Annotated in this window: 17 protein-coding genes and 4 pseudogenes; 11 read left to right on the plus strand and 10 right to left on the minus strand. The window is 69.9% G+C overall.

The annotated features are described in order from the left end of the window. Positions 1 to 249 precede the first annotated feature (249 nt). The gene (locus ACQPW6_RS00005; protein ID WP_433887385.1) at positions 250 to 528 is read right to left on the minus strand and encodes a hypothetical protein; all 279 of its coding nucleotides are present in this window, start codon (positions 526 to 528) and stop codon (positions 250 to 252) included. Between the two features lie 238 nt (positions 529 to 766). On the opposite strand from ACQPW6_RS00005, the gene ACQPW6_RS00010 reads away from it, so the two are divergent. Next, complete coding sequence (locus ACQPW6_RS00010; protein ID WP_433887386.1) at positions 767 to 3277, plus strand: Helicase associated domain protein; 2511 nt, start codon at positions 767 to 769, stop codon at positions 3275 to 3277. Positions 3278 to 3313: 36 nt separating this feature from the next. Here the strand turns inward: ACQPW6_RS00010 and ACQPW6_RS00015 are convergent, their stop codons facing one another. Further along, complete coding sequence (locus tag ACQPW6_RS00015) at positions 3314 to 3523, minus strand: hypothetical protein (RefSeq protein ID WP_433887387.1); 210 nt, start codon at positions 3521 to 3523, stop codon at positions 3314 to 3316. 82 nt (positions 3524 to 3605) lie between these two features. Between ACQPW6_RS00015 and ACQPW6_RS00020 the strand changes: the two genes are divergently transcribed. The 4 genes and pseudogenes from ACQPW6_RS00020 (at position 3606) to istB (ending at position 9842) form a co-directional block, all read left to right on the plus strand. After that, positions 3606 to 6524 (plus strand): NACHT domain-containing protein, encoded by a 2919-nt coding sequence (locus ACQPW6_RS00020; protein WP_433887388.1) that lies wholly within the window; start codon positions 3606 to 3608, stop codon positions 6522 to 6524. A gap of 497 nt (positions 6525 to 7021) precedes the next feature. Next, entirely contained in the window at positions 7022 to 7285 is a 264-nt protein-coding gene (locus tag ACQPW6_RS00025; protein ID WP_433887389.1) for a hypothetical protein, read from the plus strand. Between the two features lie 121 nt (positions 7286 to 7406). Further along, the gene (gene istA, locus ACQPW6_RS00030) at positions 7407 to 9041 is read left to right on the plus strand and encodes an IS21 family transposase (protein ID WP_433887390.1); all 1635 of its coding nucleotides are present in this window, start codon (positions 7407 to 7409) and stop codon (positions 9039 to 9041) included. Beyond that, a pseudogene (istB, locus tag ACQPW6_RS00035) lies at positions 9038 to 9842 on the plus strand (IS21-like element helper ATPase IstB). The gene istA and the pseudogene istB overlap by 4 nt, the downstream one beginning before the upstream one ends. A 319-nt stretch (positions 9843 to 10161) precedes the next feature. On the opposite strand, the gene ACQPW6_RS00040 reads toward istB, so the two are convergent. Then, positions 10162 to 10422 carry an ankyrin repeat domain-containing protein gene (locus ACQPW6_RS00040; protein WP_433887391.1) on the minus strand — a complete coding sequence of 87 codons (261 nt, stop codon included), beginning with the start codon at positions 10420 to 10422 and terminating at the stop codon, positions 10162 to 10164. A 551-nt stretch (positions 10423 to 10973) separates the two neighbouring features. Here ACQPW6_RS00040 and ACQPW6_RS00045 point away from each other — a divergent pair. Beyond that, a pseudogene (locus ACQPW6_RS00045) lies at positions 10974 to 12881 on the plus strand (family 78 glycoside hydrolase catalytic domain); the annotation flags it as partial. A 586-nt stretch (positions 12882 to 13467) separates the two neighbouring features. Beyond that, on the plus strand, positions 13468 to 13911 hold the full coding sequence (locus ACQPW6_RS00050) for a hypothetical protein (RefSeq protein WP_433887392.1): 444 nt from the start codon (positions 13468 to 13470) through the stop codon (positions 13909 to 13911). A 49-nt stretch (positions 13912 to 13960) separates the two neighbouring features. Here the strand turns inward: ACQPW6_RS00050 and ACQPW6_RS00055 are convergent, their stop codons facing one another. Continuing rightward, complete coding sequence (locus ACQPW6_RS00055; protein WP_433887393.1) at positions 13961 to 14374, minus strand: hypothetical protein; 414 nt, start codon at positions 14372 to 14374, stop codon at positions 13961 to 13963. Positions 14375 to 14415: 41 nt separating this feature from the next. Between ACQPW6_RS00055 and ACQPW6_RS00060 the strand changes: the two are divergent. Continuing rightward, positions 14416 to 14598 (plus strand): annotated as a pseudogene (locus tag ACQPW6_RS00060) (sugar O-acetyltransferase); the annotation flags it as partial. On the opposite strand, the gene ACQPW6_RS00065 reads toward ACQPW6_RS00060, so the two are convergent. The 4 genes from ACQPW6_RS00065 to ACQPW6_RS00080 all read right to left on the minus strand — a co-directional run bounded on the left by ACQPW6_RS00065 (position 14570) and on the right by ACQPW6_RS00080 (position 20277). Continuing rightward, on the minus strand, positions 14570 to 15232 hold the full coding sequence (locus ACQPW6_RS00065; RefSeq protein WP_433887394.1) for a response regulator: 663 nt from the start codon (positions 15230 to 15232) through the stop codon (positions 14570 to 14572). The pseudogene ACQPW6_RS00060 and the gene ACQPW6_RS00065 sit on opposite strands and share 29 nt — an antisense overlap. Further along, positions 15229 to 16419, minus strand: coding sequence for a sensor histidine kinase (locus tag ACQPW6_RS00070; RefSeq protein WP_433887395.1), 1191 nt, complete (start codon positions 16417 to 16419; stop codon positions 15229 to 15231). The genes ACQPW6_RS00065 and ACQPW6_RS00070 overlap by 4 nt, the downstream gene beginning before the upstream one ends. A gap of 5 nt (positions 16420 to 16424) precedes the next feature. Continuing rightward, on the minus strand, positions 16425 to 18629 hold the full coding sequence (locus ACQPW6_RS00075) for an MMPL family transporter (RefSeq protein ID WP_433887396.1): 2205 nt from the start codon (positions 18627 to 18629) through the stop codon (positions 16425 to 16427). A gap of 910 nt (positions 18630 to 19539) precedes the next feature. Beyond that, the gene (locus tag ACQPW6_RS00080; protein WP_433887397.1) at positions 19540 to 20277 is read right to left on the minus strand and encodes a FadR/GntR family transcriptional regulator; all 738 of its coding nucleotides are present in this window, start codon (positions 20275 to 20277) and stop codon (positions 19540 to 19542) included. Between the two features lie 209 nt (positions 20278 to 20486). Here ACQPW6_RS00080 and ACQPW6_RS00085 point away from each other — a divergent pair, with 209 nt between their 5' ends. Both ACQPW6_RS00085 and ACQPW6_RS00090 read left to right on the plus strand, forming a co-directional pair. After that, on the plus strand, positions 20487 to 20999 hold the full coding sequence (locus ACQPW6_RS00085) for a gluconokinase (protein WP_433887398.1): 513 nt from the start codon (positions 20487 to 20489) through the stop codon (positions 20997 to 20999). Between the two features lie 93 nt (positions 21000 to 21092). After that, positions 21093 to 22487 carry a GntP family permease gene (locus tag ACQPW6_RS00090; RefSeq protein ID WP_433887399.1) on the plus strand — a complete coding sequence of 465 codons (1395 nt, stop codon included), beginning with the start codon at positions 21093 to 21095 and terminating at the stop codon, positions 22485 to 22487. Positions 22488 to 22688: 201 nt separating this feature from the next. On the opposite strand, the pseudogene ACQPW6_RS00095 reads toward ACQPW6_RS00090, so the two are convergent. After that, positions 22689 to 23186 (minus strand): annotated as a pseudogene (locus tag ACQPW6_RS00095) (enolase C-terminal domain-like protein); the annotation flags it as partial. Positions 23187 to 23667: 481 nt separating this feature from the next. Between ACQPW6_RS00095 and ACQPW6_RS00100 the strand changes: the two are divergent. Continuing rightward, positions 23668 to 24105, plus strand: coding sequence for a hypothetical protein (locus ACQPW6_RS00100; protein ID WP_433887400.1), 438 nt, complete (start codon positions 23668 to 23670; stop codon positions 24103 to 24105). A gap of 1111 nt (positions 24106 to 25216) precedes the next feature. Here the strand turns inward: ACQPW6_RS00100 and ACQPW6_RS00105 are convergent. Next, complete coding sequence (locus tag ACQPW6_RS00105) at positions 25217 to 25378, minus strand: hypothetical protein (protein WP_433887401.1); 162 nt, start codon at positions 25376 to 25378, stop codon at positions 25217 to 25219. Positions 25379 to 25508 lie beyond the last annotated feature (130 nt).

Below are 25508 nucleotides of genomic sequence, written 5' to 3' on the forward strand. Positions count from 1 at the left end.
AAACCGTTCGCTTGCTCACGGTTCGCACCCGCTCCGCGGGTGCGTGACCGCGCTGCGCGCGGTCCGCCCGGCTTCGCCGGCCAACCCCTCCGCTGCGCTCCAGGGTTGACGGCCCGCCAGGACGCGGGCTGCACCCGCCTCCTGGCGGGCCCGGCCCCTCGCTCCGCTCAGGTCCCCGCGGTGCGCTCCGCGCCCCGTAGCGGCTGCGGGAACACCCGTTCCGTGCGGGGCGGGCAACAAACAGGCTGGCTAGGAGGAGGGCGGAATGTCAGCTTGCTGCGGCGCGGAGTCGACGCCTCCGCTGGCAACGCGTCGGAATGTCAATGTCCAGCGCTCCTTGGGGGTTGCAGGGTTCTCTTTGGCGCTGACCAGCTTCCAGCCCTCGGATTCGATCAGGGCGATGTGTCTGCTCCGTATCTCCTCGAGGGTTGAAGCCAGTGTGCGCACGTACGTGTTCTCGCCTCGCTCTCGAGCAGCGATCGCACCCTTGGTTGCGCGCTTGTGCCCCCACTTCTGCATGAATCCCATGAGCAGGCCTCTTTCTGGGCTGGTCCGACCGCGGTGATCGACATCGACAGGACACTAGCGGCCTCCGCGCTGGCGGTCGGTGGGTGGCGTGGGGGAACCAGTTTCGGACAGTTCCGGTCATGGGATCGATCGATGCTGCGTCAAATTTCTGAGTGCGCTAATCTCTGGACTCAGACACCACCCCCGGAGCACACCGCCCGGGGCCGCGCATCGTCCCGGGATGGGGGAGCGTCAAACCATGGTGGCAGTGGTCACAGCCGAAGCGGAAAACACGGTCGTGGAGATGGACCCGCTTCCGCATCAGATCGAGGCATCCGATGCGGCGGTGCGGGCACTCGAATTGCAACCGGGTCAGGAAATGCCCGCGCAGGGCTTGCGGACGCAGGTCATCGCGGCGACCGGCTCGGGCAAAACGTTTATGGCCGTGCTGACCGCGCGGAAATTGCGGGCAGGCCGGGTTTTGGTACTGGTGCCGACTCTGGATTTGCTGACGCAGATGGCGGCCGCGTGGCGGGCCGGCGGCCGCACCGGCCCGTTCTACGGCATCTGCTCGCTGCGGGCCGAGGAGGCGCAGGGGCTCGCGGCGTGCACGACGAACGTGGACGAGCTGGTGGCGTGGACGCGCGGCCAGGAGCACCTGACGGTGTTCGCCACGTACGCCAGCGTGGGTCTGGGGACGCTCCAGCGGGCGCACGAGGCGGGCCTCGCACCGTGGTCGCTGGTGGTGGTGGACGAGGCGCACCGGGTCAGCGGCCGGGGCAGTAAGCCGTGGGCGGCGATCCACGACAACACCCGCATCCCGGCCGACCGCAGGCTCTATATGACGGCGACCCCGAGGGTGTGGGAGGCGCCGGAGACCGAGGAAGGCGCCGGCGGGGCACCGGTGCTGGTCGCCAGCATGGAAGACGACCCGGACGGGCTGTTCGGCAGCGTGGCGTACAAGCTGACGCTCTCGCAGGCCCGCAATCTCGGCCTGGTCGCGGCGTGGCAGGTGGTGTGCGTGGACGTGACCGACCCGGAGCTCCAGGCGGCCGCGCTGCTGGGGATTGAGGCCAGGTCGGACACCGTGCGCGGGAGCCGGCTCGCCGCGTTGCAGACGGCTGCGGTGAAGACCGCCGCGGAACGCGGCCTGCGCAGGATGCTGACCTTCCACTACCGGACCAGCGAGGCCGAGGCGATGGCCGCCGGGGTGCCGGCCGTGGCGCGGCGGCTGTGGGAGGACGACCCGCAGACGTACCCGGAGCCGGATCGGGTGTGGTCGGACTGGCTGTGCGGGGAGCACAAACCGAAGCGCCGCAAGGAGGTGCTGGCCACGTTTGCGGACCCGGTCGGCGAGCGCCTGGACGGCGACCTGGTCCCGATGCGCCTGCGACTGCTCAGCTCCGTTCGCATCCTCGGAGAGGGCGTGGACACACCAGGCTGTGACTCTGTGTACTTCGGGGACGTGCGCGGGTCGGCCGTCGATATCCTCCAGATCGTCGGCCGGGCACTGCGCATGAAGCCGGGAGAGGGCAAGGTCGCGTCATTGGTGGTGCCCGTTTTTCTGGGCAAGGACGAAGACCCGGACGCCATGCTCACGTCCAAGGGGTACAACGGCCTGGCCAAGGTTCTGGCCGCCCTCCGCAGTCACGACGCGGACACCGTGGAGGCCCTGGCGGAGCAGCAGGCCAACACCCGCAGCCGCAAGCCGTCGGCGGCGGAGACCAAGGGGGCCGGGCGGGGTGAGGAACGCGGCACGTCGGCCCCCGCGAGCAGCCTGCTGTCCTTCTCCACCCCGCGTGACCCGGCCGTGCTGGCGCAATTCATGAAACTGAGGATTCTCCAGCCCGAAAACACGTACTGGCGTCAGGGAGTCCAGGCCGCGACCCGGTACGTGAAAGAGAACGGGGATCTGAAAGTTCCCTATTCCTATGTCACGCCGGAGGACTGGACTCCCGCTGACTTCCCTCTGGGAACGTGGATCGCTGACCAGAGGCGGTTTTACAACGCGGGTGAGATGAAGCCCTCGCGCGCCAGGGAACTCGAAGACCTGCAGATGGTGTGGTCGCACTGGGACGTCGCCTTTCAGGAGGGACTGTCAGCAGCACAGGGGTGGGCAGCCGCACACGGGCACTTCCTCCCGCCCACCACGGCCAACTGGAACGGCCATCCGGTGGGGGTGTGGGCCAAGAATCTGAGGACGGCGGGCAGGAAGGCGGCGGAGATCGAGGCGCGGCGCGAGCAGGGGCTGCCGCTCGGCTCCGCCGTCGGGGCGCTGACCGAGGAACGCAGGGACGCCCTGGAGGCCATCGACCCGTCGTGGTGCCCGGCCTGGCCCGTGACCTGGCAGCGCGCCTACCGGCTGTGCCGCAACCTGATCGAAGCCGGCGCCCCGCTGCCCGGACCGGGCGAGGCCACGGTGCAAGGCGAAGACCTCGGCGCGTGGGTGCAGGCGCAGCGCCTGGACTGGGACCAGCTGCTGCCCGCGCAGCAGTGGATGCTGGAGAACATGCTGCACCTGTCCCCTGCGGAGGCGTCTGAGCGGCCGCCGGCGCCCCGCACGCAGGCCGACAAGTGGGCGGCGAACCTCGCAGCCGCCCGGCAGTACCACGCCCGCGAAGGCCACCTCCAGCCCCCGCGCAAGCACGTCGAAATCGTGGACGGAACCGAACACAAACTCGGCATGTTCCTCGACAACGCCCGCCGCAGGGCCGACAAGCTGAGCGAGGCGCGGCGCCAGGAACTCACCGAGCTGGGCATGCACTGGTAAACGCAGGCTCGGGCCGCATCGGCAAACCGGGCCGACTCACACGGCTGCGATCACGAAAGTCAGGAGTGCCAGCGAGAGTGTGGCACAGCCGGCGAAGGTGACGGCTCCATGCATGAGTGCCTTGGCATACGTGGCTCCATCGAGGCGGGCGAGCAGACCGGCGGTGGCGCCTGCCAGGATGCAGAAGAGTAGGACGACGGCCAAGAGCAGAAGGAGGAGCATCAGGTGAGTGGGTGTGGTGTTCATTCCTTCTCCCAGGATCGGTGGGGTCGCTGAGGAGAAGTTCGCCGGTTTGGTGTTCGCCGGGGTTCAGCGTGCACAAAGATGAATGAAAACGGTCATCGGAGCGACGGAGCATCGGGATATGGCGGAGTTGCCGGGCGATCCGCTGACGGAGCTGGCACGGCGGTTACGAACGCTGAAGGCGCAACGGAGGCTGCAGTCGGGCGGTCTTCAGCAGCGGACTGGGCTGGGGCGGACCACGCTCAGTCAGGCGCTGAGCGGTTCCAAGGTGCCATCCGAGACAACGCTGGTGCTACTGGCGAAGGCACTGGAGGCGGACGCGGAGCCGTTGCTGGCTCTACGCTCGGCTGCCGCTCGCCCGTCGGTGTCCAGGGCTACGCGAGTGTCAGGACCGCTTTCATTCGAGCAGCGGTATCGCGCCTACGTGGAACAGCGGCATTCCGGGCTAACTGTCGTGGGACTGGACCTCAGTCGCCCGGACCGTGCCCATTGGCCGTTGGACGCGGCCTACCTGAGCCTGGAGTTGGCGGAGCGGGCCGAGAGCTGGTCGGGCGGCGGTGATGAAGCTGACCGGTCAAGGTCCGTCGTCAAACGCGCCGAGCATGCCCTGTCTGGGCACCGGCGAGTGCTCCTGCGAGGGCTGGCCGGCAGCGGGAAGTCCACTCTCCTCCAGTGGCTTGCGGTAGCCGCAGCTCGGGAGGAATTGCCAGAAGAGCTGGCGGACTGGCGGGACCGGATTCCGTTTGTCTTGCCGCTGCGAACACTGGTGAGACGTGGTCCTCTCCCCCAGCCTCAGGAGTTCCTGGCGGCAGTCGGTACCCCGCTGGCAGCCTCGCAGCCCGAGCGCTGGGCCGATGCCGTGCTAGCCCGGGGCGAGGGTCTCGTGCTGATCGACGGCATCGACGAAGTGCCACAAGAGCAGCGGGGTGCCACACGGGACTGGTTGGAGGGGCTTCTGGCGGCCTATCAGGATGCTGTGTTCGTGGTCACCACGCGCCCGTCGGCGGTTCCCGAGGGATGGCTAGCGTCATCGCGCTTCACCGAGTTGACGGTTCGGCCCATGAACGCCGCCGACATCGGGGTGTTCGTGGGCCGGTGGCACACTGCAGCCCGCCGCGGCGCCGAGTCTGCCGATGAACGAGCGCACCTGGACGAACTGGAATCCGCGCTGCGGATGACGGTGCGTGCTCAGCGCGACCTGGCGCAGTTGTCCAGTACGCCGCTGATGTGTGCGCTGGTCTGCGCGCTCCACCGGGACCGCCGCGGCCATCTTCCGCACAGCCGCATGGAGCTCTACCAAGCCGCGCTGTCGATGCTGCTCGTACGCCGTGACCGCGAACGCAGCATCGACATCCCCGAAGGGATCCAGCTCACCGAGCACCAGAGCATCAAGCTTCTCCAGCGCCTTGCCTACTGGCTGATCCGCAACCGCCAGACCGAAATGGACTACGCCACCGCGCTGGTTCTGATCGGCGATGCTCTGCCTGCCATGCAAGCCGTGGCCGAACAGGGACCGGCCGAGCAGGTCCTGACTCATCTGATCGGCCGTAGCGGTTTGCTGCGCCAGCCCACCGCCGACACCGTCGACTTCGTCCACCGCACCTTCCAGGACTACCTCGGCGCCAAAGCCGCCATTGAAGCGCACGACTTCCCCCTACTCATCAACAACGCCCACGACGACCAGTGGGAAGACGTCATCCGCATGGCCGTCGCCCATTCCCGTCCGGCTGAGAGCACTGATCTGCTCAACCGCCTCGTCACTCGTGGCAATGCTGAAGCCGAACACCGCCCCAGACTCCACCTCCTGGCCCAGGCGAGCCTGCACTACGCGACCGAAATCGAACCCGACACCCGCGACCTCGTCGAACAGCACGCGCGCGCCCTCATGCCGCCCCGCTCCGAAGAGGAAGCGGACACCCTCGCCTCGCTTGGGCCAGGCATCCTGGACCTACTGCCACAGCCTCAGGGGTTGGAAGGCGATGAAGTAGCGGCCGTGGTGCGAACCGCCGCCGCCATCGGCAGCGACCAGGCCTATGTCTTCCTCCAGCGCTTCGTGACGTCCCTACCCCAAGACACCTCATCTCATGAACTGGTGAGGGGTTGGGAGCACTTCGACGCGGACCAGTACGCCCAGGACATCCTCTCCGCCGTTAGGGAAAAAATCTACCTGAGCGTGCAAAGCCACGATCAGCGTAATGCGCTTCGCTTCTTGACGCCCGTAACCGACATTTCCTTCGAAAATGAAGAGTTCACCGCGGGAGAAATCACAGAGTACCTGTCGCCCAAGACTCACGCCTTGCGAATCTATGCAGGTGCCCGACTGCAGAACCTAAAATTCTTGCATTCTTTTCCCACTCTGAGAGAACTCGCACTTGGAAGCGTAACAGGGTTCGCACATATTGATGACATCGCAAACCATCCACTAGCCGATCTGACTCTAGTCAATTTGCCCAATGAGTTCTCATTGACAGCCCTGAATTCTCTTCCCAATCTCACATCACTGGGCCTCTACACCCCCCTGTCATATCAGAACCTGGCAGAACTGCCCGGACCAGAGAGCCTCACCTCGCTACATCTGGGCCCTGGGACCGGTCCACACCTTACGGGCATCTCCAAGTGGCAGCAGTTGCGAGAGCTGACAATGAACAGACAGCCCACCCCGGAAGACTGGCGAGAGATCGCGCCCCTTCCGCACCTCGAAGAAATATTTCTTTCACATTATGATCTCACCCAGGCCGTTCCCATGCAGGCCGTCACCTATCTCCGACTCATGCCCAAAGATACGGCTACACAAGCAGACCTGATCCCGAATATATTCCCCAACCTTGAGAAGGTTTTCATCAACTTCCGCGAAGCAACATCTGACATCATCGACATCACACCTCTGGCTCGAATAAAAAACCTCAAGCTCTCCTTGAGCTTCGCGAAAGGGATTGTCGGCCTAGAAGAATTTGATCCGGACGCGGTTACACTGCACCCAAGGCCGCGAACATTGGACATCTGAAACCTCCGAAATGGCGGAGTTTCACGGAGAACGAGTCCAGCTGTGAGTAGACGCCCCTGTGACAGCCCGCAGAGCCGGCGCCAGCCGGACAATGGCAGTCGTCTAGTCACCTCATGACAGCAGGGCAGTCCACACGGCTCTGTGCTGCCAGGCCGGCAAAGGACTTCTGCCGCCGGCGCCCGCCTGCTGCCACCAAGACGCCCACTCACAACGGACATCCAGTCGGAATGTGGGCCAAGAATTGAGGACGGCCTGTCGGCGGTTGACGGAGATCGAAACGCGGCGCGAGCAGGGGCTACCGGTCGGCTCCACCACCGGGGCGCTCACTGAGGAGCGCAGGGACGCGCTCGAGGCGATCGACCCGAGCTGGTGCCCGGTCTGGCCGGTGGTCTGGCAGCGCCCCTACCGGCTGTGCCGGGGCCTCATCGAGGCCGGCAGCCCGCTGCCCACCGCGCCGGGGCAGATGACCGCTCCAGGGCGAGGATCTCGGGGCGTGGATGCAGGCGCAGCGCCTGAACTGGGACCAGTTGCTGCCCGCGCAGGCCTGGATGCTGGAGAACATGCTGCACCTGGCGCCGGCGGAGCCTGACGAGCGGCCGCCGGCGCCCCGTACGCAGGCGGACAAGTGGGCGGCGAACCTGGCGGCGGCCCGGCAGTTCCACGCCCGTGAGGGCCACCTGCAGCCGTCCAGGAAGGCCGTGGAAGTCGTGGACGGGACCGAACACAAGATCGGGCTGTTTGGTTCTGTACGCGGGATTTGAGAACGGTTGTTGCTCAGCGTGGAGTGCGCCCGGTTTCGACGGAGGGTGATGTCTGCGAGTTCTGACAACACCTCAGGGCTTGCGGTGGGAGCATCGAAGTGCTCTGCATGATGAGGGGGCGATGGTGCCGTCGAAGTCCAAGGTCGATCTGTACGCGGCGATACGCCGCGATGCCCGCTCGGGCATGTCGCACCGGGCGTTGATGCGCGAGTACGGGGTGGGTTTCCGCACCGTCAAGGCCGCACTGGATTCGGTCTGGCCGGAGCCGAGGAAGAAGCCGCCTCCCCGCGGGACACGGCTGGACCCGTTCAAGCTGCTGATCGACCAGATGCTGCGTGCGGACCTGGACGCGCCGCGCAAGCAGCGTCACACCGTCAAGCGGATCTTCGACCGGCTGGTCGATGAACACCGAGCGGAGGAAGTGACCTATCCCATGGTCAGGGCATACGTCGCCGCCCGGCGCTCCCAGATCGCGATCGAGGCCGGCCGAGGGGCGGCGGAGGCGTTCATCGTGCAGTCCCATCAGCCGGGGGCCGAGGCGGAAGTGGACTTCGGGGACGTGAAGGTGCGCCTGGCCGGTGAGCTGGTCACCTGCTACCTGTTCGCGATGCGCCTGTCGTTCTCCGGCAAGGCCGTGCACCGCGTGTTCGCCTCCTGCGGCCAGGAGGCATTCCTCGAAGGCCACGTCCATGCTCTGAGCGTGCTGGGCGGAGTGCCGACCGGCAAAGTCCGCTACGACAACCTGCGGGCGGCGGTCGCCCGGGTGCTGGGGTCACGGGCCAGAACGGAGAACGAGCGGTGGGTGGCGTTCCGCTCGCACTACGGCCTGGACGCCTTCTACTGCCGGCCGGGCATCGTGGGCGCACATGAGAAGGGCGGGGTCGAGGGGCAGGTCGGCTGGTTCCGTCGCAATCACATGGTCCCCGTCCCGGAGGCGGGCTCGCTGGCGGAGCTGAACGCGATGGTCGACCAGTGGGACGAGCAGGACGAGGACCGGCGGATCGGGACCCGGCCGCGGGTGGTGCGGGAGTACTTCGAGGTCGAGCGGCGGCTGCTGCGGCCGCTGCCGGACCAGCCGTTCGAGACGGGGCGACTGTTCAGCCTGCGGGTGGACCGGTTCTCCCAGGTCAGTGTCCGCACCAACCGCTACTCGGTGCCGGTGCGGCTGATCGGCCGAACCGTGCGGGTCATGCTGCACGCCTCCGAGGTGGTGGTCTACGACGGCCGGATGGAGGTCGCCCGGCACGAACGGCTGATCGCCAAAGGCGGTGTCCGCCTGGACCTGGACCACTACCTGGAGGCACTGGTCCGCAAACCCGGAGCGTTCCCCGGGGCGACCGCACTGGAACAGGCCCGCTCAGCGGGCAAGTTCACCCCTGTTCACGACGCGTGGTGGGCAGCGGCCTGCAAGGCCCACGGCGACCGGGACGGAACCCGCGCGCTGATCGAGGTCTTGCTCATGGCCCGGAGCATGTCCCACGAACACCTGGTGACCGGCCTGGCGGCGGCCTTGCGGGCCGGGGCCCTGACCGCGGACGCCGTCGCCCTGGAGGCCCGGAAGGCTGCCGAGGCGGACGCGGCGACCGAGCCTGTCCTGGAGCCGCCGGAACCGGGACGCGTGACGTTCCTGACCGAACGGCGGCTGGCACATCTGCCGCCCGACACCCGGCCGCTGCCGTCGGTCGCGGCCTATGACCAGCTGCTGCGGCCGAGGCAGCCCGGCCACCGTTCCGCCGGCCAGGGAGAGATACCGTGACGCAGTTCAAACGCCACCGCGGACTGACCGAACAGGCCGCTGACGCGGCCGTTGACCAGGCATGCCGGATGCTGCGGCTGCCGACGATCCGCCAGCAGTTCCCCGAACTCGCCGAAGCCGCCGCCCGCGACCAGATGTCGTATCGCGGGTTCCTGGCCGAGCTGCTCATGGCCGAGTGCGACGACCGCGCCCGCCGCCGCTCCGAGCGGCGCATCAAAGCCGCCGCCTTCCCGCGCGAGAAGTCGATCAGGGCCTTCGACTTCGAGGCCAACCCCAACGTCGACCCCGCCGTCATCCATACACTGGCGACCTGCGAGTGGGTGAAGAAGAGCATGCCGCTCTGTCTGATCGGCGACTCGGGCACCGGCAAGTCGCATCTGCTGATCGCGCTGGGCACCGAGGCGGCGATGGCCGGCTACCGGGTGCGCTACACGCTGGCCACCAAGCTCGTGAACGAGCTTGGTGGAAGCCGCGGACGACAAGCAACTGACCAAGACCATCGCCCGCTACGGCCGAGTTGATCTTCTTTGTATTGATGAACTCGGCTACATGGAGCTGGACCGCAGGGGCGCTGAGCTGCTGTTCCAGGTTCTGACCGAGCGCGAGGAGAAGAACAGCGTCGCGATCGCCTCCAACGAATCGTTCGGAGGCTGGACGAAGACCTTCACCGACCCGCGGCTCTGCGCGGCCATCGTCGACCGCCTCACCTTCGGCGGGAACATCATCCAGACCGGCACCGATTCCTACCGCCTCGCCAGCACCAGGGCCCACACCGGCCCGCACGACGCCACCGCAGGCTGACCGCTCTGGGGCTTCCCCCGATAGGTGCCGACTCGCCGGCCACAGGACCACGTCAAGGTGGGCGCGCCCGCAGGCGAAGCCGAGGACGAACGACCTTGACGTGGCCCGAGGGACCGGCCACCATCACGGCACCGGGGAAGGGACCAGGGCTGTGACTGCGCAGGTCACAGCCTAGGATGAACGGTCTTCACCATCCGGCAGATGGACAGCGACGTCATAGTTGGCGATCCGCTCCGCCAGCGCCCGCGGGCTCACACCATGCTCATTCGCCCGGTCGGGGTCAGCCCCAGCAGCAAGCAGCACCCGAATCATCGTGCCCTCACCCCGAGAGCTGAACACTGCCTTCCACAACGGAGTTGCCGTTGCAATCTGCCATGTCCACCGCTGCCCCTGCTGCCAGCAGCACCTCGGCGGCCAGCGGGTCCTGCGCCTGCGCGGCGAAGTGCAACGGCGTCCAGCCCGAGGAATCAGGCGCCCCCGGATCTGCCCCGTCCGAGAGCAGTTCTCTCAGCTCGACTACATCGCCATCGGCCACCGCATAGTGGACAGCCGTCCGCCCCAAACGATCCCCATCCGTCATGCCGCCCATCCTCGTCGACTTGACGCGCCAGAGAGCGGCTCCCGCTTCAAGCGTTGCTACTTCTCATCGACATTTCCGGGCCCAATGACCGCCAAGTGCTGCCCAAAGCCATCGACAATCGTTGCCCACTCTCACCTACGAAACCAGCCGTCACCGGGGCCACCGCCGTCGTCACCGCCGGGGCCACCGCCGTCGTCACCGCCGACGACTTCTACGACCCCTACGCCAACGGGACGCTGGTCGCCTCGCACCCGCAAGCGGCCGACGGCTGGCAGCGGGCCCAGGTCTACGACCTGGGCCCGCACGTGCGCACCGGCGCGAACGCGATCGCACTGGCGGTCACCAACACCGGCCCGACCCCGGCCGGGCTGCTCGCGACGGCCCGGGTGACAGCGGGCCACAGCGCCGACTCCGTTCCCACCGACACCTCCTGGCGTGCCTCCGCCTCCGCGCCGGCCGGCTGGCACAGCCCCGGCTTCGACGACTCCGGCTGGGCGGTGCCGCTCGACCAGGACGCCTACGGCGGCGGCCCGTGGGGCAGCGCCGTCACGGTGGACAACGCCGCCCCCGCGCCCTGCCTGCGCAAGGACTTCTCGCTGCGCGCCCCGGTCGTCTCGGCCCGGCTGTACGTCTGCGGCCTGGGCTACTACCTCGCCTCGCTCAACGCCCGGCGGGTCGGCGACCGCGAACTCGACCCGGCGCCGAGCCTGTACGACACGGCGGGCCTGTACAGCGCCTACGACGTGACCGGCCTGCTGCGGCACGGCGCCAACACCGTCGGACTCGTCCTCGGCCGCTCCTTCTACGCGATCGACAGCCCCACCATCTACTGGGACAACGCGTCCTGGATCTGCGACCGGCCCGCCGCCCGGCTCGTCCTGCGGGCGACGCACCGCGACGGCACCGTCACCACGGTCGTCAGCGACGGCGGCTGGTCGGCGCACCCGGGCCCCACCCTCGCCGACTCCGTCTGCAACGGGGACGCCTACGACGCGCGGGCCGAACTCCCGGGCTGGGACCGGCCCGGCGCCCCGACGAAGGGATGGACACCGGCGGCCGTCCGCGCCGGCGCCAAGCTGCCGCCGGCCGACCGCCCGCAGCCGATGCCGCCGATCCGGGTGACCGGAACCCTGCAGGCCACCTCGGTCACCGAACCGGCCCCGGGCAGCTACGTGTTCGGCTTCCCCCGCCTCGTCACCGGCCGCCCGCGGCTGCGGGTCCGCGCACCGGCGGGCACCACCGTCGACCTGGGGTACGGCGAGATCCTGAACGCCGACGGCACCGTCGACAACCAGGGCGACCCCGGCATCACCCCCGGCGAGATCCAGCACGACACCTACACCACCGCCGGCACCGGACCGGAGACGTGGGAGGCGTCGTTCTCCTACGGCAGCTTCCAGTACGTGCAGCTGGACGGCCACCCCGGCCGGCCGCCGCGCGACGCCGTCACCGCCCGGGTGCTGGGCAGCGACCTGCCCGCCGCCGGCGGCTTCCACTGCTCCGACGACCTGGTCGACACCGTGCACCAGATGACCCGCGACACCATCGCCAACAACCTCACCGGCATCCCCACCGACACCCCGATGTACGAAAAACGCGGCTGGCTCGGCGACGCGTCACTGTTCTGCGCACCCAGCCTGGACAACTTCGACACGCAGACGTTCTGGACCAACTTCCCGGCGGTCATGGCCGACGACCAGGGCGCGGACGGCAACTTCGGCGACCTCGCCCCGGCCCTGGGCCCGGGCCAGGGCGCCGACCCCACCTGGAGCACCGCCGGGATCGTGCTGCCCTGGACGCTCTACCAGGAGTACGGCGACCTCGGCATCCTCGGCACCCGCTACACCGGCATGGCGCGCTTCGCGGACTACCTCACCGGCCGGGCCACCGGCTCGATCCTGGACGGCACCTACGGCGACTGGTGCCCACCGGGCAACGTACCGCCACCGGAGGGCGCGACGCTCACCTCCACCGGGCCGTACCACCGGTGCGCCGACCTGATGGCGCAGATCGCCGGGGCGCTCGGCAAGAACGCCGACCAGGCGGCCTACGCGCCACAGGCCGCCGAGATCCGCGACGCGTTCAACGCCGCGTTCCTCGACCCGGCCACCGGCGTCTACCGCACCGGCACCGCGACACCGTACCGCCAGTCATCCAACGCCTACCCGCTCTACCTCGGCCCGGTCCCCGACACGCAACGCGACGCCGTCATCGCCGCACTGGTGCGCAGCATCGCCGCGGGCGGCAACCACCTGGACACCGGCATCATCGGCACCATGGCACTGTTCCCCGCACTCACCGAACACGGCCACGCCGACCTCGCCTGCAAAGTCGCCACCCAGCCCACCTACCCCGGCTACGGCTACTGGGCCTCGCTGGGCGCGACCACACTGCGGGAGCAGTGGACCGCCACCCCGCGGTCGCACGACCACGCGATGTTCGGCACGGTCGACGAGTGGTTCTACCAATACCTCGGCGGTATCCGCCCCGCCGCGCCCGGATACAAGAAGACCGCGATCCGGCCCTACACACCCGCCGGCCCCACCTCGGTCACAGCCCACCGACACCCCCTACGGCCGGATATCGGTCCACTGGCAGGCCACCGCCCACAGCTTCCGGATCGACGCCACCGTACCCGCCAACACCACCGCGACGATCACCATCCCCCACCCACCCACCCGGCAGCCGGATACACCCCACCCCAGCCATCACCACCACACCCACACCCACCCACACCCACACCGGCACCGCCACCGGCACCCACACCGGCGCAGGCGCAGGCACTGCCACCGCCCACGCCGGCCCGGGACACCACACACTGACCATCGACCACTGACCCACCACCACACCGCAGCCCACCCGCCCGCCACACCGCAGCTCACCCGCCCGCACCACCGCAGCACACCGTCCGCCACACCACCCCCGCTGACCGTCCGCACCACCGCAGCCCACCCGCCCGCACCGCAGCTGACTGACCGTCCGCCGCACCGGGAACCCGATCGGCCCCCGCCACGTCACACCGCCATGACAACCAGGACGTGGACCGTGGCGGGGGCACTCACAGCGCTGGTGACCCTGGCGACGGCGAGCGGATGCGACAGCGCCCCGGGCGAGAGAGCCTGCACCCTCGTCGGCGCAAGCTCCGGCGTGACGGCCGACATCCCAGGAAAAGCCGGCACCGCCTACCGCATGTGCGTAGACACCCGCTGCGACACCCGAACGGCGCCGGCCGACTCCCGCACCGGCACCGGCACCGGCACCGGCACGACGCAGACCTCCCTGAACGTGCCACTACCCGACACCATCGGCGCCACCGAGGTCACCGTCCACTACACCGAAACCCCCCAAGGCAGCACCCGCCCCACCCTGGACCAGACCCTGCCCCTCACCCTCACCAAAGGCCAGCCCAACGGCCCAGGCTGCCAACCCACCGTCTACCAAGGCCGACTCACCTACACCACCGGCAAAGGACTCACACCGAGACAGTGACGCCGCCTTCCCGACGCGCAAGGCCCGGGCCGCACCAGCAGCCCGGGCCTCACCGTCCGCGGACCGCGGCCAGCGCGAAGGCCAGGCGCATGTCCAGCCACCCCGCCTGCCTGGTGTAACGGGCACGATGACCCACAGCATCACCATGGGTCAGCACCACCTCGCTGCCCGCCCGCCACGTCGTCGGCCTGGCCTCGCCCGACTCCGAGCTCTCACCGTCCCCGTCACCCAGACCGAAAGTGACCACCGACAGGGCCAGATCGAAGGCCGCATCGGCCACCGCGGCGACCGCCGCCGTGCCCGCCCGGTCCGCCACATCGCCGGAGCTGCCCACCGCCCAGTGGTAGCGAGCCACCACATTGGGACGATCCGGCTGCTGCAGCCACAGGGCGTGCTGGATCGACCGCTTGGCCTTCCCGGTCTGCAGCACCCGGCCGACCTCGGCGCCGTCCGCGTCCAGCACCCGGAAACCCCCGAGTTCACCGCGGTCGGCGCCCTGCGCCCCACCCGGGAGTGCGCATCGGCTACGGCTCGGTGATCGGCGCGGGCAGCATCGTCAGCCGCGACATTCCGCCTATGACCGTCGCGGTCGGCACCCCCTGCCGCGTACTGCGCGAGATCACCGACACCGATCTCACCACCCGCACCACCGAGTTGCTCAACGGCGGTCCGGTCGACGGGAGATGAGGCCGCGCTCCATCGCCGTGACCACGGCGTGCGTGCGGTCGCTGACGTCCAGCTTGGCGAACACGCGCAGCAGATGGGTCTTGACGGTCGCCTCCGCGATGACGAGGCGCCGGCCGATCTCCACGTTCGACAGCCCGTCCGCGACCGCGTCCAGCACCTGCTGCTCGCGCGCGGTCAGTACCACGGGCGCAGGGCGGCGCATCCGCGAGACAAGCTTCTGCGCCACGCGCGGCGCGAGGACGGTCTCGCCGCGCGCGGCGGCGTGGATCGCGCCGACGAGCTGCTCGCGCGTGGCGTCCTTGAGCAGGTAGCCGATCGCGCCCGCCTCCACGGCCCGCTCGATCTCCTCGTCGGTGTCGTAGGTGGTGAGGATCAGCACCCGGGTACCGGGGTGGCGGCGTACGATCTCCTCAGTCGCGGCCACCCCGTCCAGCACCGGCATCCGCAGGTCGAGCAGCGCCAGGTCCGGCGCCAACTCCGCGACCAGCGCGATCGCTTCGCGCCCGTCGCCCGCCTCGCCGACGACCTCGATCGTCGCGTCCCCGGACACCAGCGCGGCCACTCCGGCCCGCATCACCTCATGGTCGTCCGCGAGGACGACCCGCAACACACCGCTGTGCCGCTGCTCGTTCACTGCTCGCCCCTTCCGGCGGTAGGGATGACGGCGAGGACGCGGGTGCCGTCGCCGACCGAGCTGGTCACGTTCAACCCGCCGCCCAGCTCGGCCATCCGGCGGCGCATCCCGTCCAGGCCGTAGCCCTGCGAGGTGCCGACGGCGAAACCGCGCCCGTCGTCGGTGATCTCCAGCTCCACCCGGTCCCCGTACGCGGCCAGGACCAGGCCGACCGTCGAAGCGCCCGCGTGCTTGCGGACGTTGGCCAGCGACTCCTGTGTGCAGCGCAGCAGCGCGATACGGGTCTGCTGGTCGCACTCCACGTCGGCCAGTTCGGCGTCCGTGGCGAGGCCGGTGTCCTCGGCGAAGCGCTCCAGGACGCGGCGCAGCGTCGCCGTCACCGGCCCCTGCCCGTCCCCGCCCGCCGGGGCGGCGCGTACCAGGGCCCGCGCCTCGGCCAGGTTGTCCCGCGCGGTCCGCTCGATCGACCGCAACTGCTGGGCGGAGCGGGCGGGTTCGCCCGCGATACCAGAGCGGGCCGCCTCCGCGAGCGCGACGATCGAGGCGAAGCCCTGCGCGAGCGTGTCGTGGATCTCGCGGGCCAGCCGCTCGCGCTCCTCGGTGGCGCCCTGCCGCTGGTAGGCCTCGACCAACCGAAGCCGGGCCCCCTCCAGTTCGGCGTTGAGCTGCCGGACCCGCTCGTCGTTCTGCTCGATCAGCCGCACCACCGCGAGTCCGGCCGCGATGCTCACCGCGAAGGCCGCGAGCGTGGCGACCGCGTTGCCGGTGAAGAGCTGCGGGCTCAGCCCCTGCGGAGCGTCGCCGCCCAGCACGGTCACGGCGGCCGCAACACCGCTGTAGTAGACCGCGGCGCCCGGCGCCCCGGCCAGGTACCAGAAGTGCGGCAGCGTCGCCACGTACACCGACGCCCCGCCCTCCCGTAGATACGACATCCCGCCGAGCCCCGCGATCAGCGCCCAGGCCACCGTGCGCGGCCGCGACACCGCACGCCCCGGTAGGGCGAGTGTCAGCAGGTAGTACGCGCCCACCGCGAGCGGCAAGCCCACCGCCGCCCAGCGGGCGGGCGGCGGGTCGTCCCGGCCGGCAAGCACCAGGGGCAGCAGCCCGAGGAGCAGCCAGCCGAGGACGTAACCGCGGTGCAGGGACCACGCGCGTATCTGCGTTGCGGGTCTGAGCCAGGGAACCATGCAGCTCAGCCTACGTTTACGGCGCTCGCGGCAGGGCGCTGGTCCACCGCAGCCGCCGACGCCCGTGCCCGACGCACCGCCCGCGAGGGGTACCAGGCGCGCTCGCCGAGCAGCAGCAGCGCCGCGGGCAGCACCATCACGCGGATGACGAAGGCGTCCAGCAGCACCGCGACCGCGAGGCTGAAGCCGAGCTGCTTCATCTCGATCAGGTGCAGCCCGACGAAGCTCGCGAACACCGTCACCATCACGAAGGCCGCGCTCGTCACCACGCTCGCCGAGTGGCCGATACCGTCCAGCACCGCCTTGCGCGTGGACTCCCCGCGCAGCACCGCCTCCCGGATCCGGCTGACGACGAAGACCTGGTAGTCCATCGACAGCCCGAAGAGGATCACGAAGAGGAAGAGCGGCACGCGCGAGCCGATCGAGCCGGTGGACGTGAAGCCCAACGCGCCCTCCGCCCAGGTGTTCTGGAAGACCAGGGTCAGTACGCCGAGCGCCGCGCCCGCCGACAGCAGGTTGAGCAGCACCCCGAGCAGGCCGATGACCACCGAGCCGAACGCCCACACCGTAAGGGCGAAGGTGACCAGCAGCAGCGCCCCGATGACGAGCGGCAGCTTGGCCTTCTCGTGCGCCGGGTAGTCCGCGAAGCGCGCGATGTCGCCGGTGACCGCGACCTCGACGTCCGGCAGCCCCTTCATGGCCTGCGGCAGGTAGTCCTCCCGCAGGTGGGCGAGCGAGGTGTGCGCCCGGTCGGAGCTGACGTACGCGGGGACGCCCAGCTCCAGCATGCTGACGCGGTGGTCGGCGGAGGTGCGCAGCGCGGACGTACCAGCGAAGACGGGATCGGCCTTCGCGCGGGCCGCGACGTTCCGCAGCGCCGCCGCGACCGCGCCGGCCCGGTCCGGATCGGCCTTCACCAGCACCTGGTTCACGGACGTCTGCTCCGGGAAAGCCTGGTTGGTGCGGTCCCACGCCTGCATCGCGGGCAGGCCGCGGCTGTACGTCTCGCGCCCGATGTCGGTGAGCTTCAGGCCGCTCAGCGGCGCTGCCAGCGCGAGGAGGGCGAGCCCGCCCGCCGCGAGGACGGCCGCGGGCCGCCTGGCGGTGCCGCGCAGGACGGCGCCGACGAGCCGCCCGCCGCCCTGCCGTGCGGGGGTCTTGGCCTTACGCCCCCTGCGTGCCCGGCGTTCGGCCCGGCGCTCCGCCCGTACGCCCAACTTGACCAGCACCGCGGGCAGCACCGTCATCGAGCTGACGACGGCGGCGAGGGCGACCACGATCGCGCCGGTCGCGAGCGACGAGAAGATCACGTCGTCCGCGAGGTAGAGCGTTGCGCTGGACGCGGCCACGGCGAGCCCGGAGACCACCACGACCCGCCCGGATGTGGCCGCCGCCAGCTCCACCAGCTCCCGCGACCCCAACTTTCCCCCTGCCTTGGCCCGCTCCTCGCGTTCTCGCTTGATGTAGAACAGCGTGTAGTCGACGCCGACCGCGAGCCCGATGAGCAGGATGACGTTGGTGCCGACACCGGCGTCCGGGAAGGCGTGCGAGGCGATCATCGACAGCCCGATGGCGGCCGCGATCGCGGTCAGCGCGAGCAGCAGCGGCACGGTCGCCACCGCCACCGACCGGAAGACCAGCAGCAGCGTCAGCAACGTGACCGGCAGCGCGATGAGTTCGGTACGCGACAGGTCGTCGCCGCGCTGCCCCTGCACGTCCTTGCTGATGGACGGGCCGCCGCTTTCCTCCACCCGCAGCGCCGGATACGCCTTCGCGACGAGCGCGGTCTGCGCGAGCACCGGATCGACATGGTTCTTGCCGTCCAGCTCCGCGCCCTTGAGGGTGACGTCGACGCGTACAGCCGTACGGTCCGCGTTGTACAACGGGCTCGCCACGTCGGCGACTTCGGGAAGCCCGCGCATCCTGTCGGCGATGTCCCGCGCGGCGGCGTCGGCGGCGTCGCCGTCCAGCGCCCCGCCCAGCGCGGTGATCAGCACCTTCTCGACGGCCTTCTGCTCCAGCCCGCCCGAGGCCGCGATGGCCTCCGCGCGCCCGGCCTCACCCACCCGGAAGTCGTCGGCGGTGGCGGCATGCCCGCCGAGCGCCGCACCCCCGCCCAGGCACAGGACGACGAAGACGAACCACCCGACGATGGCCCGCCACGGGTGGCGGGCGCTCCAACGAGCCACGTTGACCGGAAGATTTCTCATACCCCGATGCTGGCCGCGGGGCCCCGGTGGACATCAGCACCGCCCGGTGGAACTTCCCGTCCACCGACCGGTGGACCCCGCGCCGACAACGGGCGCCATGAGCGCGCGACACGACGACGTGATCGGCCGCTACGGGAGGCGTACCACGCGCGCGTGGCGCGGCGCCCGGCCGGCCCGCTCTTCGCCGGAGTCTGCGGCGGGACCGAGAGCGCGCAGGGCCCGATCGCGGGCGACGAGCACGTACCCGCTTCTCATGGACCCATCGGGCCGTAGGAAGAACTACGGCCCGTAGCCGCCAGCAGGTGCGCACTTCCTCCTTCGGAGCCACCGCGAGCTCTGAGGTCAGACCGTGCCCCTGCTGGTCGGCCGGGGCCTGACTGCTGATGGGATGGCGTGCCCGCCAGGCAGGTTGGGCGTGAGCACCTGATCCATTAGAACGCGAGCCGTGCCTTCCGCTGGCTGCACACACAGAACGCCCAGAGAAGCCGGGGAAGGCCGGTGCTGTTCCATCGGCGACGACTGGGCCGAAGACCACCACGACGTGGAGCTGCAGAACGAGACGGGCCCGGGATGCCGGTGCAGACGGCGAGCCCGGCCAACCGCGGTAGCCGGCTGCGCGCAGTCGGCGGGGTGACGTCGGCGGGGTGACGTCGGACCCGGCCGAGCAGGCGGCGCTGCACCGGCCGGTGGAACGGATGCGGCCGGCGCTCGACGCGTAGCCGCGGGCCGACCGGGCTCGGCGCGGGCCGGGGAAGGGCGCCGGCCTCAGCGCGCCCGGTGGCGCGGCGCGCCGAGCAGCGCCCGTATCTCCCGGTCGGCGGCACCGGGCTCGCGCGATGGTCCGGAGCAGCGGGTCCCGTACGGCCCGGATCCGGCTGCGCGTCGCGCTCTCCAGGGCGTGCCGCGCCGTTCAGCCCCCCGGCGGTTCCTCCGGGACCAGGATGTCCAGCTCCCGCAGCGCGCCCACGCAGATCTCGCGCATCAACCGCTCGGCGCCCGGCGCGTCGCCGGCGCGGACCGCCTCGGCGACCTGGACGTGCAGGGTGACCGCCGCCGGGTCGGGCGCGGTGAACATCACGTGGTGCTCGGTGCGGCCGGTCAGCACTTCGGCGACCACGTCGCCGAGCCGGGCGAACATCTCGTTGCCGGACGCGTCCAGGATCACCCGGTGGAAGGCGACGTCGTGCACGAGGTACGCCGCCAGGTCGGCGGCGCGCCCGGCGGCGGCCATCTCGGCGGCAAGCAGGGTGAGTTCGCGGCACTGCGCGGGGGTGGCGGCAGCGGCGGCCAGGCCGGCGGCCACCGGCTCCACGGCGGTACGCAGCGTGGTGAGGGAGCGCAACTGGCGCGGGCGGTCGGTGCCGGCCAACCGCCAGCGGATCACCGCGGGGTCGAAGACGTTCCACTCCTCGGCGCGCCGCACCGTGACGCCGACCCGGCGACGGGACTCCACCAGGTGCATGGCCTCCAGCACCCGGACCGCCTCCCGGACGACCGTGCGCGAGACGCCGTAGCGCGCCTCCAGAGCGTCGATGCGCAGCACGGTGCCGGGCGGGTGCTGGCCGGAGGCGATGGCCGGGCCGAGTTCGGCCAGCAGCCGGGAGTACAGGCCGCCGTTCTCGGCGGGATCGGGAGGCACCTGAGGCATGTACCCAGCGTAGAGGTCACCGCTTTGGTGGCCGCGCCGGCACTGTCGTATGACTTTTATGTCACAGCGTCTTGAATAAGTAGTACCAATTCGTGTTCAGTGGTCGGCGCAACCCCAGGTGACACCTGCTACCCACGGACTGCCCGCTTGAACACGGGCCGGCGACGGTCCGCCCCCAGCACCCGCACGCGCAAGGAGGCACGCACGAGATGACCGCCGTATCGGCCCCGCTTCCCGTGGTCGTCGTCATGGGAGTGTCCGGTTCGGGCAAGTCCACGGTGGGCGGCCTGCTCGCGCAGCGGCTCGGCGTGCCCTACGCCGAGGCCGACGACTTCCACCCGCCGGCCAACATCGCCAAGATGTCGGCCGGTCACCCGCTCGACGACACCGACCGCGCGCCCTGGCTGGACGCGATCGCCGCCTGGATCGCCGAACGCGGCGACCGCGGCGGTGTGGTGAGCTGCTCGGCGCTGCGCCGCCGCTACCGCGACCGGCTGCGCCGGGACGCCCCCGGGCTGTTCTTCGTGCACCTGGACGGCTCGCCCGAGCTGATCGCCTCCCGGATGGCGGCCCGCATGGAGCACTTCATGCCGCCGGGGCTGCTGGCCTCGCAGTTCGAGGCGCTGGAGCCGCTCCAACCCGACGAGGCGGGCGCGGTCGTGCCCATCGACGGCGGCCCGCAGCAACTCGCCGAGCGGGCGCTGGCGGCGCTCCCCCGCTGACCTTCGCGCCGGACGGCGGCGCCACGCCCGCGGCTCCCGCCGTCGCCTCTCCCCCACCTGTCCCCGCCCGTACCCGTCCCCTTGGAGCCATCCGTGTCCGCACTCAGCGTCGAGCTGCTGGCCGCCGACCCACCACCGATAGCCGACGCCGGTCATCTCCGGCTCGCACTGGCCGCCTTGGCCGGCATCGCGGTCATCGTGCTGTTGATCACCCGCTGGAAGGTGCACGCCTTCCTCGCCCTGACCATCGGCGCGGGGGTGCTCGGCACGGTCGCCGGCGCCCCGCTCGCCAAGACCATCACCAGCTATTCCACCGGCCTCGGCGCGACGGTGGCGAGCGTCGGCACCCTGATCGCGCTGGGCGCGATCCTCGGCAAGCTGCTCGCCGACTCCGGCGGCGCGGACCAGATCGTCGACACGATCCTGGCCAGGACCAGTGAGAAGCGGCTGCCGTGGGCGATGGCGCTGATCGCGGGCCTGGTCGGGCTGCCGCTCTTCTTCGAGATCGGCATCGTGATCCTGATCCCGGTGGTGCTGCTGGTGGCCCGGCGCAGCGGTCAGTCGCTGATCCGGCTGGGCATCCCGGCGCTGGCCGGCCTGTCGGTGATGCACGGCCTCGTGCCGCCGCACCCCGGGCCGCTGGCCGCCATCGGCGCGATCCACGCGGACATGGGCATCACGCTGGCGCTCGGTGTGCTGGTGGCGCTGCCCACGCTGGCGATCGCCGGGCCGCTCTTCGGCCGGGTCGCAGCGGGGTGGGTGGACGTGGAGCCACCGGAGCGGATGACGCCGGCCCGGGCCTCGGACGAGCTGGATCGGCGGCCGAGCTTCCTGGCGACGGCCTGCACGATGCTGCTGCCGGTGGTGCTGATGCTGGCCAAGGCGCTGGTCGACGTGATCGTCGACGACAAGAACAGCCTGACGTACCGGATCTTCGACGTGGTCGGCACGCCCCTGGTCGCGCTGCTGGCCGCGGTGATCGTGGCGATGTTCACCCTCGGCCGGGCCGCGGGCTTCACCAAGGACCGGATCTCGCACACGGTGGACGCCTCGCTCGGCCCGATCGCCGGCATCCTGCTCATCGTCGGCGCCGGCGGCGGCTTCAAGCAGACGCTGATCGACTGCGGGGTCGGCCAGATGATCCTCGACTGGTCCAAGAGCTGGCACATCTCGGCACTGCTGCTGGCCTGGCTGATCGCGGTACTGATCCGGGTGTCCACCGGTTCGGCGACGGTGGCGATCATCTCGGCGGCCGGTCTGGTGGCACCGCTGGCCGACGGCATGTCCTCCACCCACACCGCGCTACTGGTGCTGTCGGTGGGCGCCGGGTCGCTGTTCTTCTCACACGTCAACGACGCCGGGTTCTGGCTGGTGAAGGAGTACTTCGGGATGGACGTCCCGCAGACCCTCAAGACGTGGTCGGCGATGGAGACCGTGATCTCGGTGGTGGCCCTCGGCTTCGTGATGCTGCTCTCGCTGGTGCTGTGAGCGGTGCCGTGAGTGGTGCCGTGAGTGGTGCCGTGAAGCACTGCCCGTGAGCCGGCACCGGGAAGCCGCTGCCGTGAAACAGGCCAGGGTCACCGGCGGACGTGACGGCGGGCGGCGCACCGGAGGGTTCGGGTGCGCCGCCCGCCGTGCGTGATCGTGGCGTTCGGGGGTTCGGGGGTTCGGGGTTTCGGGGGTTCGGTGCTACCAGCGGGGCACCGGCTGCGTTCGCCACCGCGGGCCGGCCTTGCGCGTCGCGGCGGCGTCGTCGCGGTTCCGCAGGGTGCCGTCGTCGTCCAGCCACCGACGGTGCAGGACGGCCAGCGGGTCGCGGTCGAGGGCGACGCCGAGCCCGGACAGGTCGCTGACGGTGAGCCGGCCGTCGGCGAAGACGTGCCGTTCGGGGCTGACGTCCTCGCTCTGCCAGGGGTACTGCGTGTCGCAGGCGTAGTCGAGGTTGGGCACGGTGGCCGCGACATGGGTCATGGCGGCCAGGCTGATGGGGAGGTGGGTGTTGGAGAGCATCGACAGACCCACCCCGAAGGTCCGGCAGATCGCGGCGAGCTGCCGAGGGTTGCGCAACCCGCCCCAGTAGTGGCAGCCGGAGAGCACCACCTGCACCGCCCACCGGCTGAGGGCATCCTCGACCTCCTGGAAGGTCGCCACGCGCATGCTCGTAGCCAGGGGTACGTCGGTGCCGGCCGGTCGTCGGCGGCCCCCTGACCCGCGGGGTGCTCGACCGGCCGGTAGACCACCCATGTCCAACCACCCCACCCGCCTGGCGCAACGAGCACGATGACCCACAGCGTCGCCACGGGTCAGCACCACCTCGCCGGCCGCCACGTCGTCGGGCTGGCCTCGCCCAACTCGGAGCTCTCACCGCCCCCGCCACCCAAACCGACGGAACACGGGCTGTCTGCCGACAACTGCCGGCGCCGACCGATTTCCGGGTTCGCCGGCGCCGGCGGATTTCCAGGACCGGGCACGGGGAAATCCGTCCCGGTTTCACAGAATACGAAATCCCAGGTTCGTGATAAAGGTTAAAGGAAGGCTGCGTTCCAGGCAATGAAAAGGTGTTTCTCTCGATGTCTTACGGCAAAGAGTATAGCCGGATCGCGAATCAGCAAGAAATATCGGTGGGGCCTGCCGGACAGCCCGAGCGGGCAGTGAGGGGTCCATCATCATGCGCAACAGGATCGCGGCCCTCGCCGCGACCACCGTCATACTCGCCGGCGGGGCACTCGCCACCGCCTCAGCGGCATCGGCCTCCGTAGCGCCTCCCGGAGGCGGCAGCTGGGACCACACCTGGACCACCATCGATGCCAAGCACGGTGGCACGGTGTACGTCGAGGAACACGGCGATGTCGTCTCCCTGTGCGACACAGCCGCCGACGGATACGCCCCCAGAGCCGAAGTCAGCGCCCAGGACTCCGTGGGCACCTACGACATCAAATACACCATCACCGGCGCAGGCGGATACGGAGCCTGCACCACCTACAGCGCCTCCAACGGCGGGAAATACGACCTCCCGGAGAACGACAACATCATGATCTCCATCTGGCTCGGCCCGACCAAACCCGGCCCCGGCTTCAAGTGGTACACCTACCTCAACGACCACTGACCATCCCCATACCAACCCGACCGAAAGCACAGCCCCGCCGCCCGCCGGCAAACAGGGAACAACGAGTTACACAGAGTTACACGCTCGCAAAAAAGGCACCCCGGGCACCCAGAAAACACACGCGGAACATCACCGGGACACCCGCACACATCAGACCCGCCCGACGGGCCTGCCCTGCGGAAAACACCCGCAGGGCAGGCCGCCAAACCATCAACAAACCGCCACCGAAATCCGGCACCCCCAGGGGACACACCAGCCACGGCAGCCCCCGCCACGGAGCTGCTCGAAAGAGCCACGGGCCGGTACGCCGGCCCGGCCACGTCTGCTCGCCGCACGCTTTGCTGACGGCCACTCGGAGCCGGAGCCAGGCGGGATCTCCTGCCGTCGCGGTGTGCACCATTGCCAGATCGTCCGTGTTCCAGGTGCGGTCCCCGTCTGTCAGGACGAGGTGCTCCCCAGGCCGCCGCCGTCAGGAACGCCGGACACGGCGTCGAGGAGACGCCGGCCGCGGAGATGTTCGCGGCCACCGCGCGGATCGTACGAGCGGTGGACGTGCCCGTGACGACCGACGTCGAGGCGGGGTACGGCCTGCCGGCCAGAGACTCGTCGAACGGCTCCTGGAGGCCGGGGTCGCCGGCTGCAACCTGGAGGACTCCGAACCCGGGGCGCGCCGGCTTACAGACGCCCGCGCCCAGGCAGACCGGCATGCTCGTCTACCCGATCATGGCGCCGGCCGCCCAACTGGCCCCGATCGCCGAGGCGGTGGGCGTTCCGGTGAACGCCCTCTGCAAGCCGGGCGGTTCCTCGCCCCGTGAACTCGGCGTCATGGGCGCGACGCGGGTCACCTTCGGTGGGGGCTTCAGGCGCAGGCGCTGGAAGCGGTTCGTGAGATGGCGTACGGCCTGCGACCCGCGGGCCAGTAGCCTCCGGCGGATGCACCGCAACCCGCCACACCCGGCCCTGGACGCCCACCGGGCTCGAAGAACCGACGAACCGCAACCCGCTATGACGTGGGACGAATACTCACCGGCAGCGAGGCATACCAGCGACCGGCCCACCACAAGACCGGCGCCAAACCCCGGAGATCGGCTGGGTTGCCAGGTCAAGGCTCCTATGAGTGAACAGCGACGGCATCGATCCCAGACTTTCGCAGCTTGGCCGCCAGAAGTTCCATCTCAGGCAGGGTGCCTGAGTAAGCTCCGGTCACGATCTCGTCCAGCACGGACCTTGCACTGGCCAGATCGAGGCCGAGCTCGCCACGCAGAACGCGCATGACCGCAGCATTGTGTGCCGAAGGATCCACCTGGAGCACTGCTGGGCCACACTCGGACAGCAACCGACCCCGAAGTTCAGCAGGCAGCTCGCCACCGCAAGCAGCCACCGCAAACCCGCAAACCGGGCAC

The organism is Streptomyces sp. CA-111067 (assembly GCF_050956065.1).
Classification (GTDB): Bacteria; Actinomycetota; Actinomycetes; order Streptomycetales; family Streptomycetaceae; genus Actinacidiphila.

What these genes read in the sequence shown, in the direction of transcription:
- ACQPW6_RS00005 (WP_433887385.1), bottom strand. Translation starts at nt 528, where the DNA reads ATGGGATTCATGCAGAAGTGGGGGCACAAGCGCGCAACCAAGGGTGCG.
- ACQPW6_RS00010 (WP_433887386.1), top strand. Translation starts at nt 767, where the DNA reads ATGGTGGCAGTGGTCACAGCCGAAGCGGAAAACACGGTCGTGGAGATG.
- ACQPW6_RS00015 (WP_433887387.1), bottom strand. Translation starts at nt 3,523, where the DNA reads ATGAACACCACACCCACTCACCTGATGCTCCTCCTTCTGCTCTTGGCC.
- ACQPW6_RS00020 (WP_433887388.1), top strand. Translation starts at nt 3,606, where the DNA reads ATGAAAACGGTCATCGGAGCGACGGAGCATCGGGATATGGCGGAGTTG.
- ACQPW6_RS00025 (WP_433887389.1), top strand. Translation starts at nt 7,022, where the DNA reads ATGCAGGCGCAGCGCCTGAACTGGGACCAGTTGCTGCCCGCGCAGGCC.
- istA (WP_433887390.1), top strand. Translation starts at nt 7,407, where the DNA reads ATGGTGCCGTCGAAGTCCAAGGTCGATCTGTACGCGGCGATACGCCGC.
- ACQPW6_RS00040 (WP_433887391.1), bottom strand. Translation starts at nt 10,422, where the DNA reads ATGACGGATGGGGATCGTTTGGGGCGGACGGCTGTCCACTATGCGGTG.
- ACQPW6_RS00070 (WP_433887395.1), bottom strand. Translation starts at nt 16,419, where the DNA reads ATGGTTCCCTGGCTCAGACCCGCAACGCAGATACGCGCGTGGTCCCTG.
- ACQPW6_RS00075 (WP_433887396.1), bottom strand. Translation starts at nt 18,629, where the DNA reads ATGAGAAATCTTCCGGTCAACGTGGCTCGTTGGAGCGCCCGCCACCCG.
- ACQPW6_RS00080 (WP_433887397.1), bottom strand. Translation starts at nt 20,277, where the DNA reads ATGCCTCAGGTGCCTCCCGATCCCGCCGAGAACGGCGGCCTGTACTCC.
- ACQPW6_RS00085 (WP_433887398.1), top strand. Translation starts at nt 20,487, where the DNA reads ATGACCGCCGTATCGGCCCCGCTTCCCGTGGTCGTCGTCATGGGAGTG.
- ACQPW6_RS00100 (WP_433887400.1), top strand. Translation starts at nt 23,668, where the DNA reads ATGCGCAACAGGATCGCGGCCCTCGCCGCGACCACCGTCATACTCGCC.
- ACQPW6_RS00105 (WP_433887401.1), bottom strand. Translation starts at nt 25,378, where the DNA reads ATGCGCGTTCTGCGTGGCGAGCTCGGCCTCGATCTGGCCAGTGCAAGG.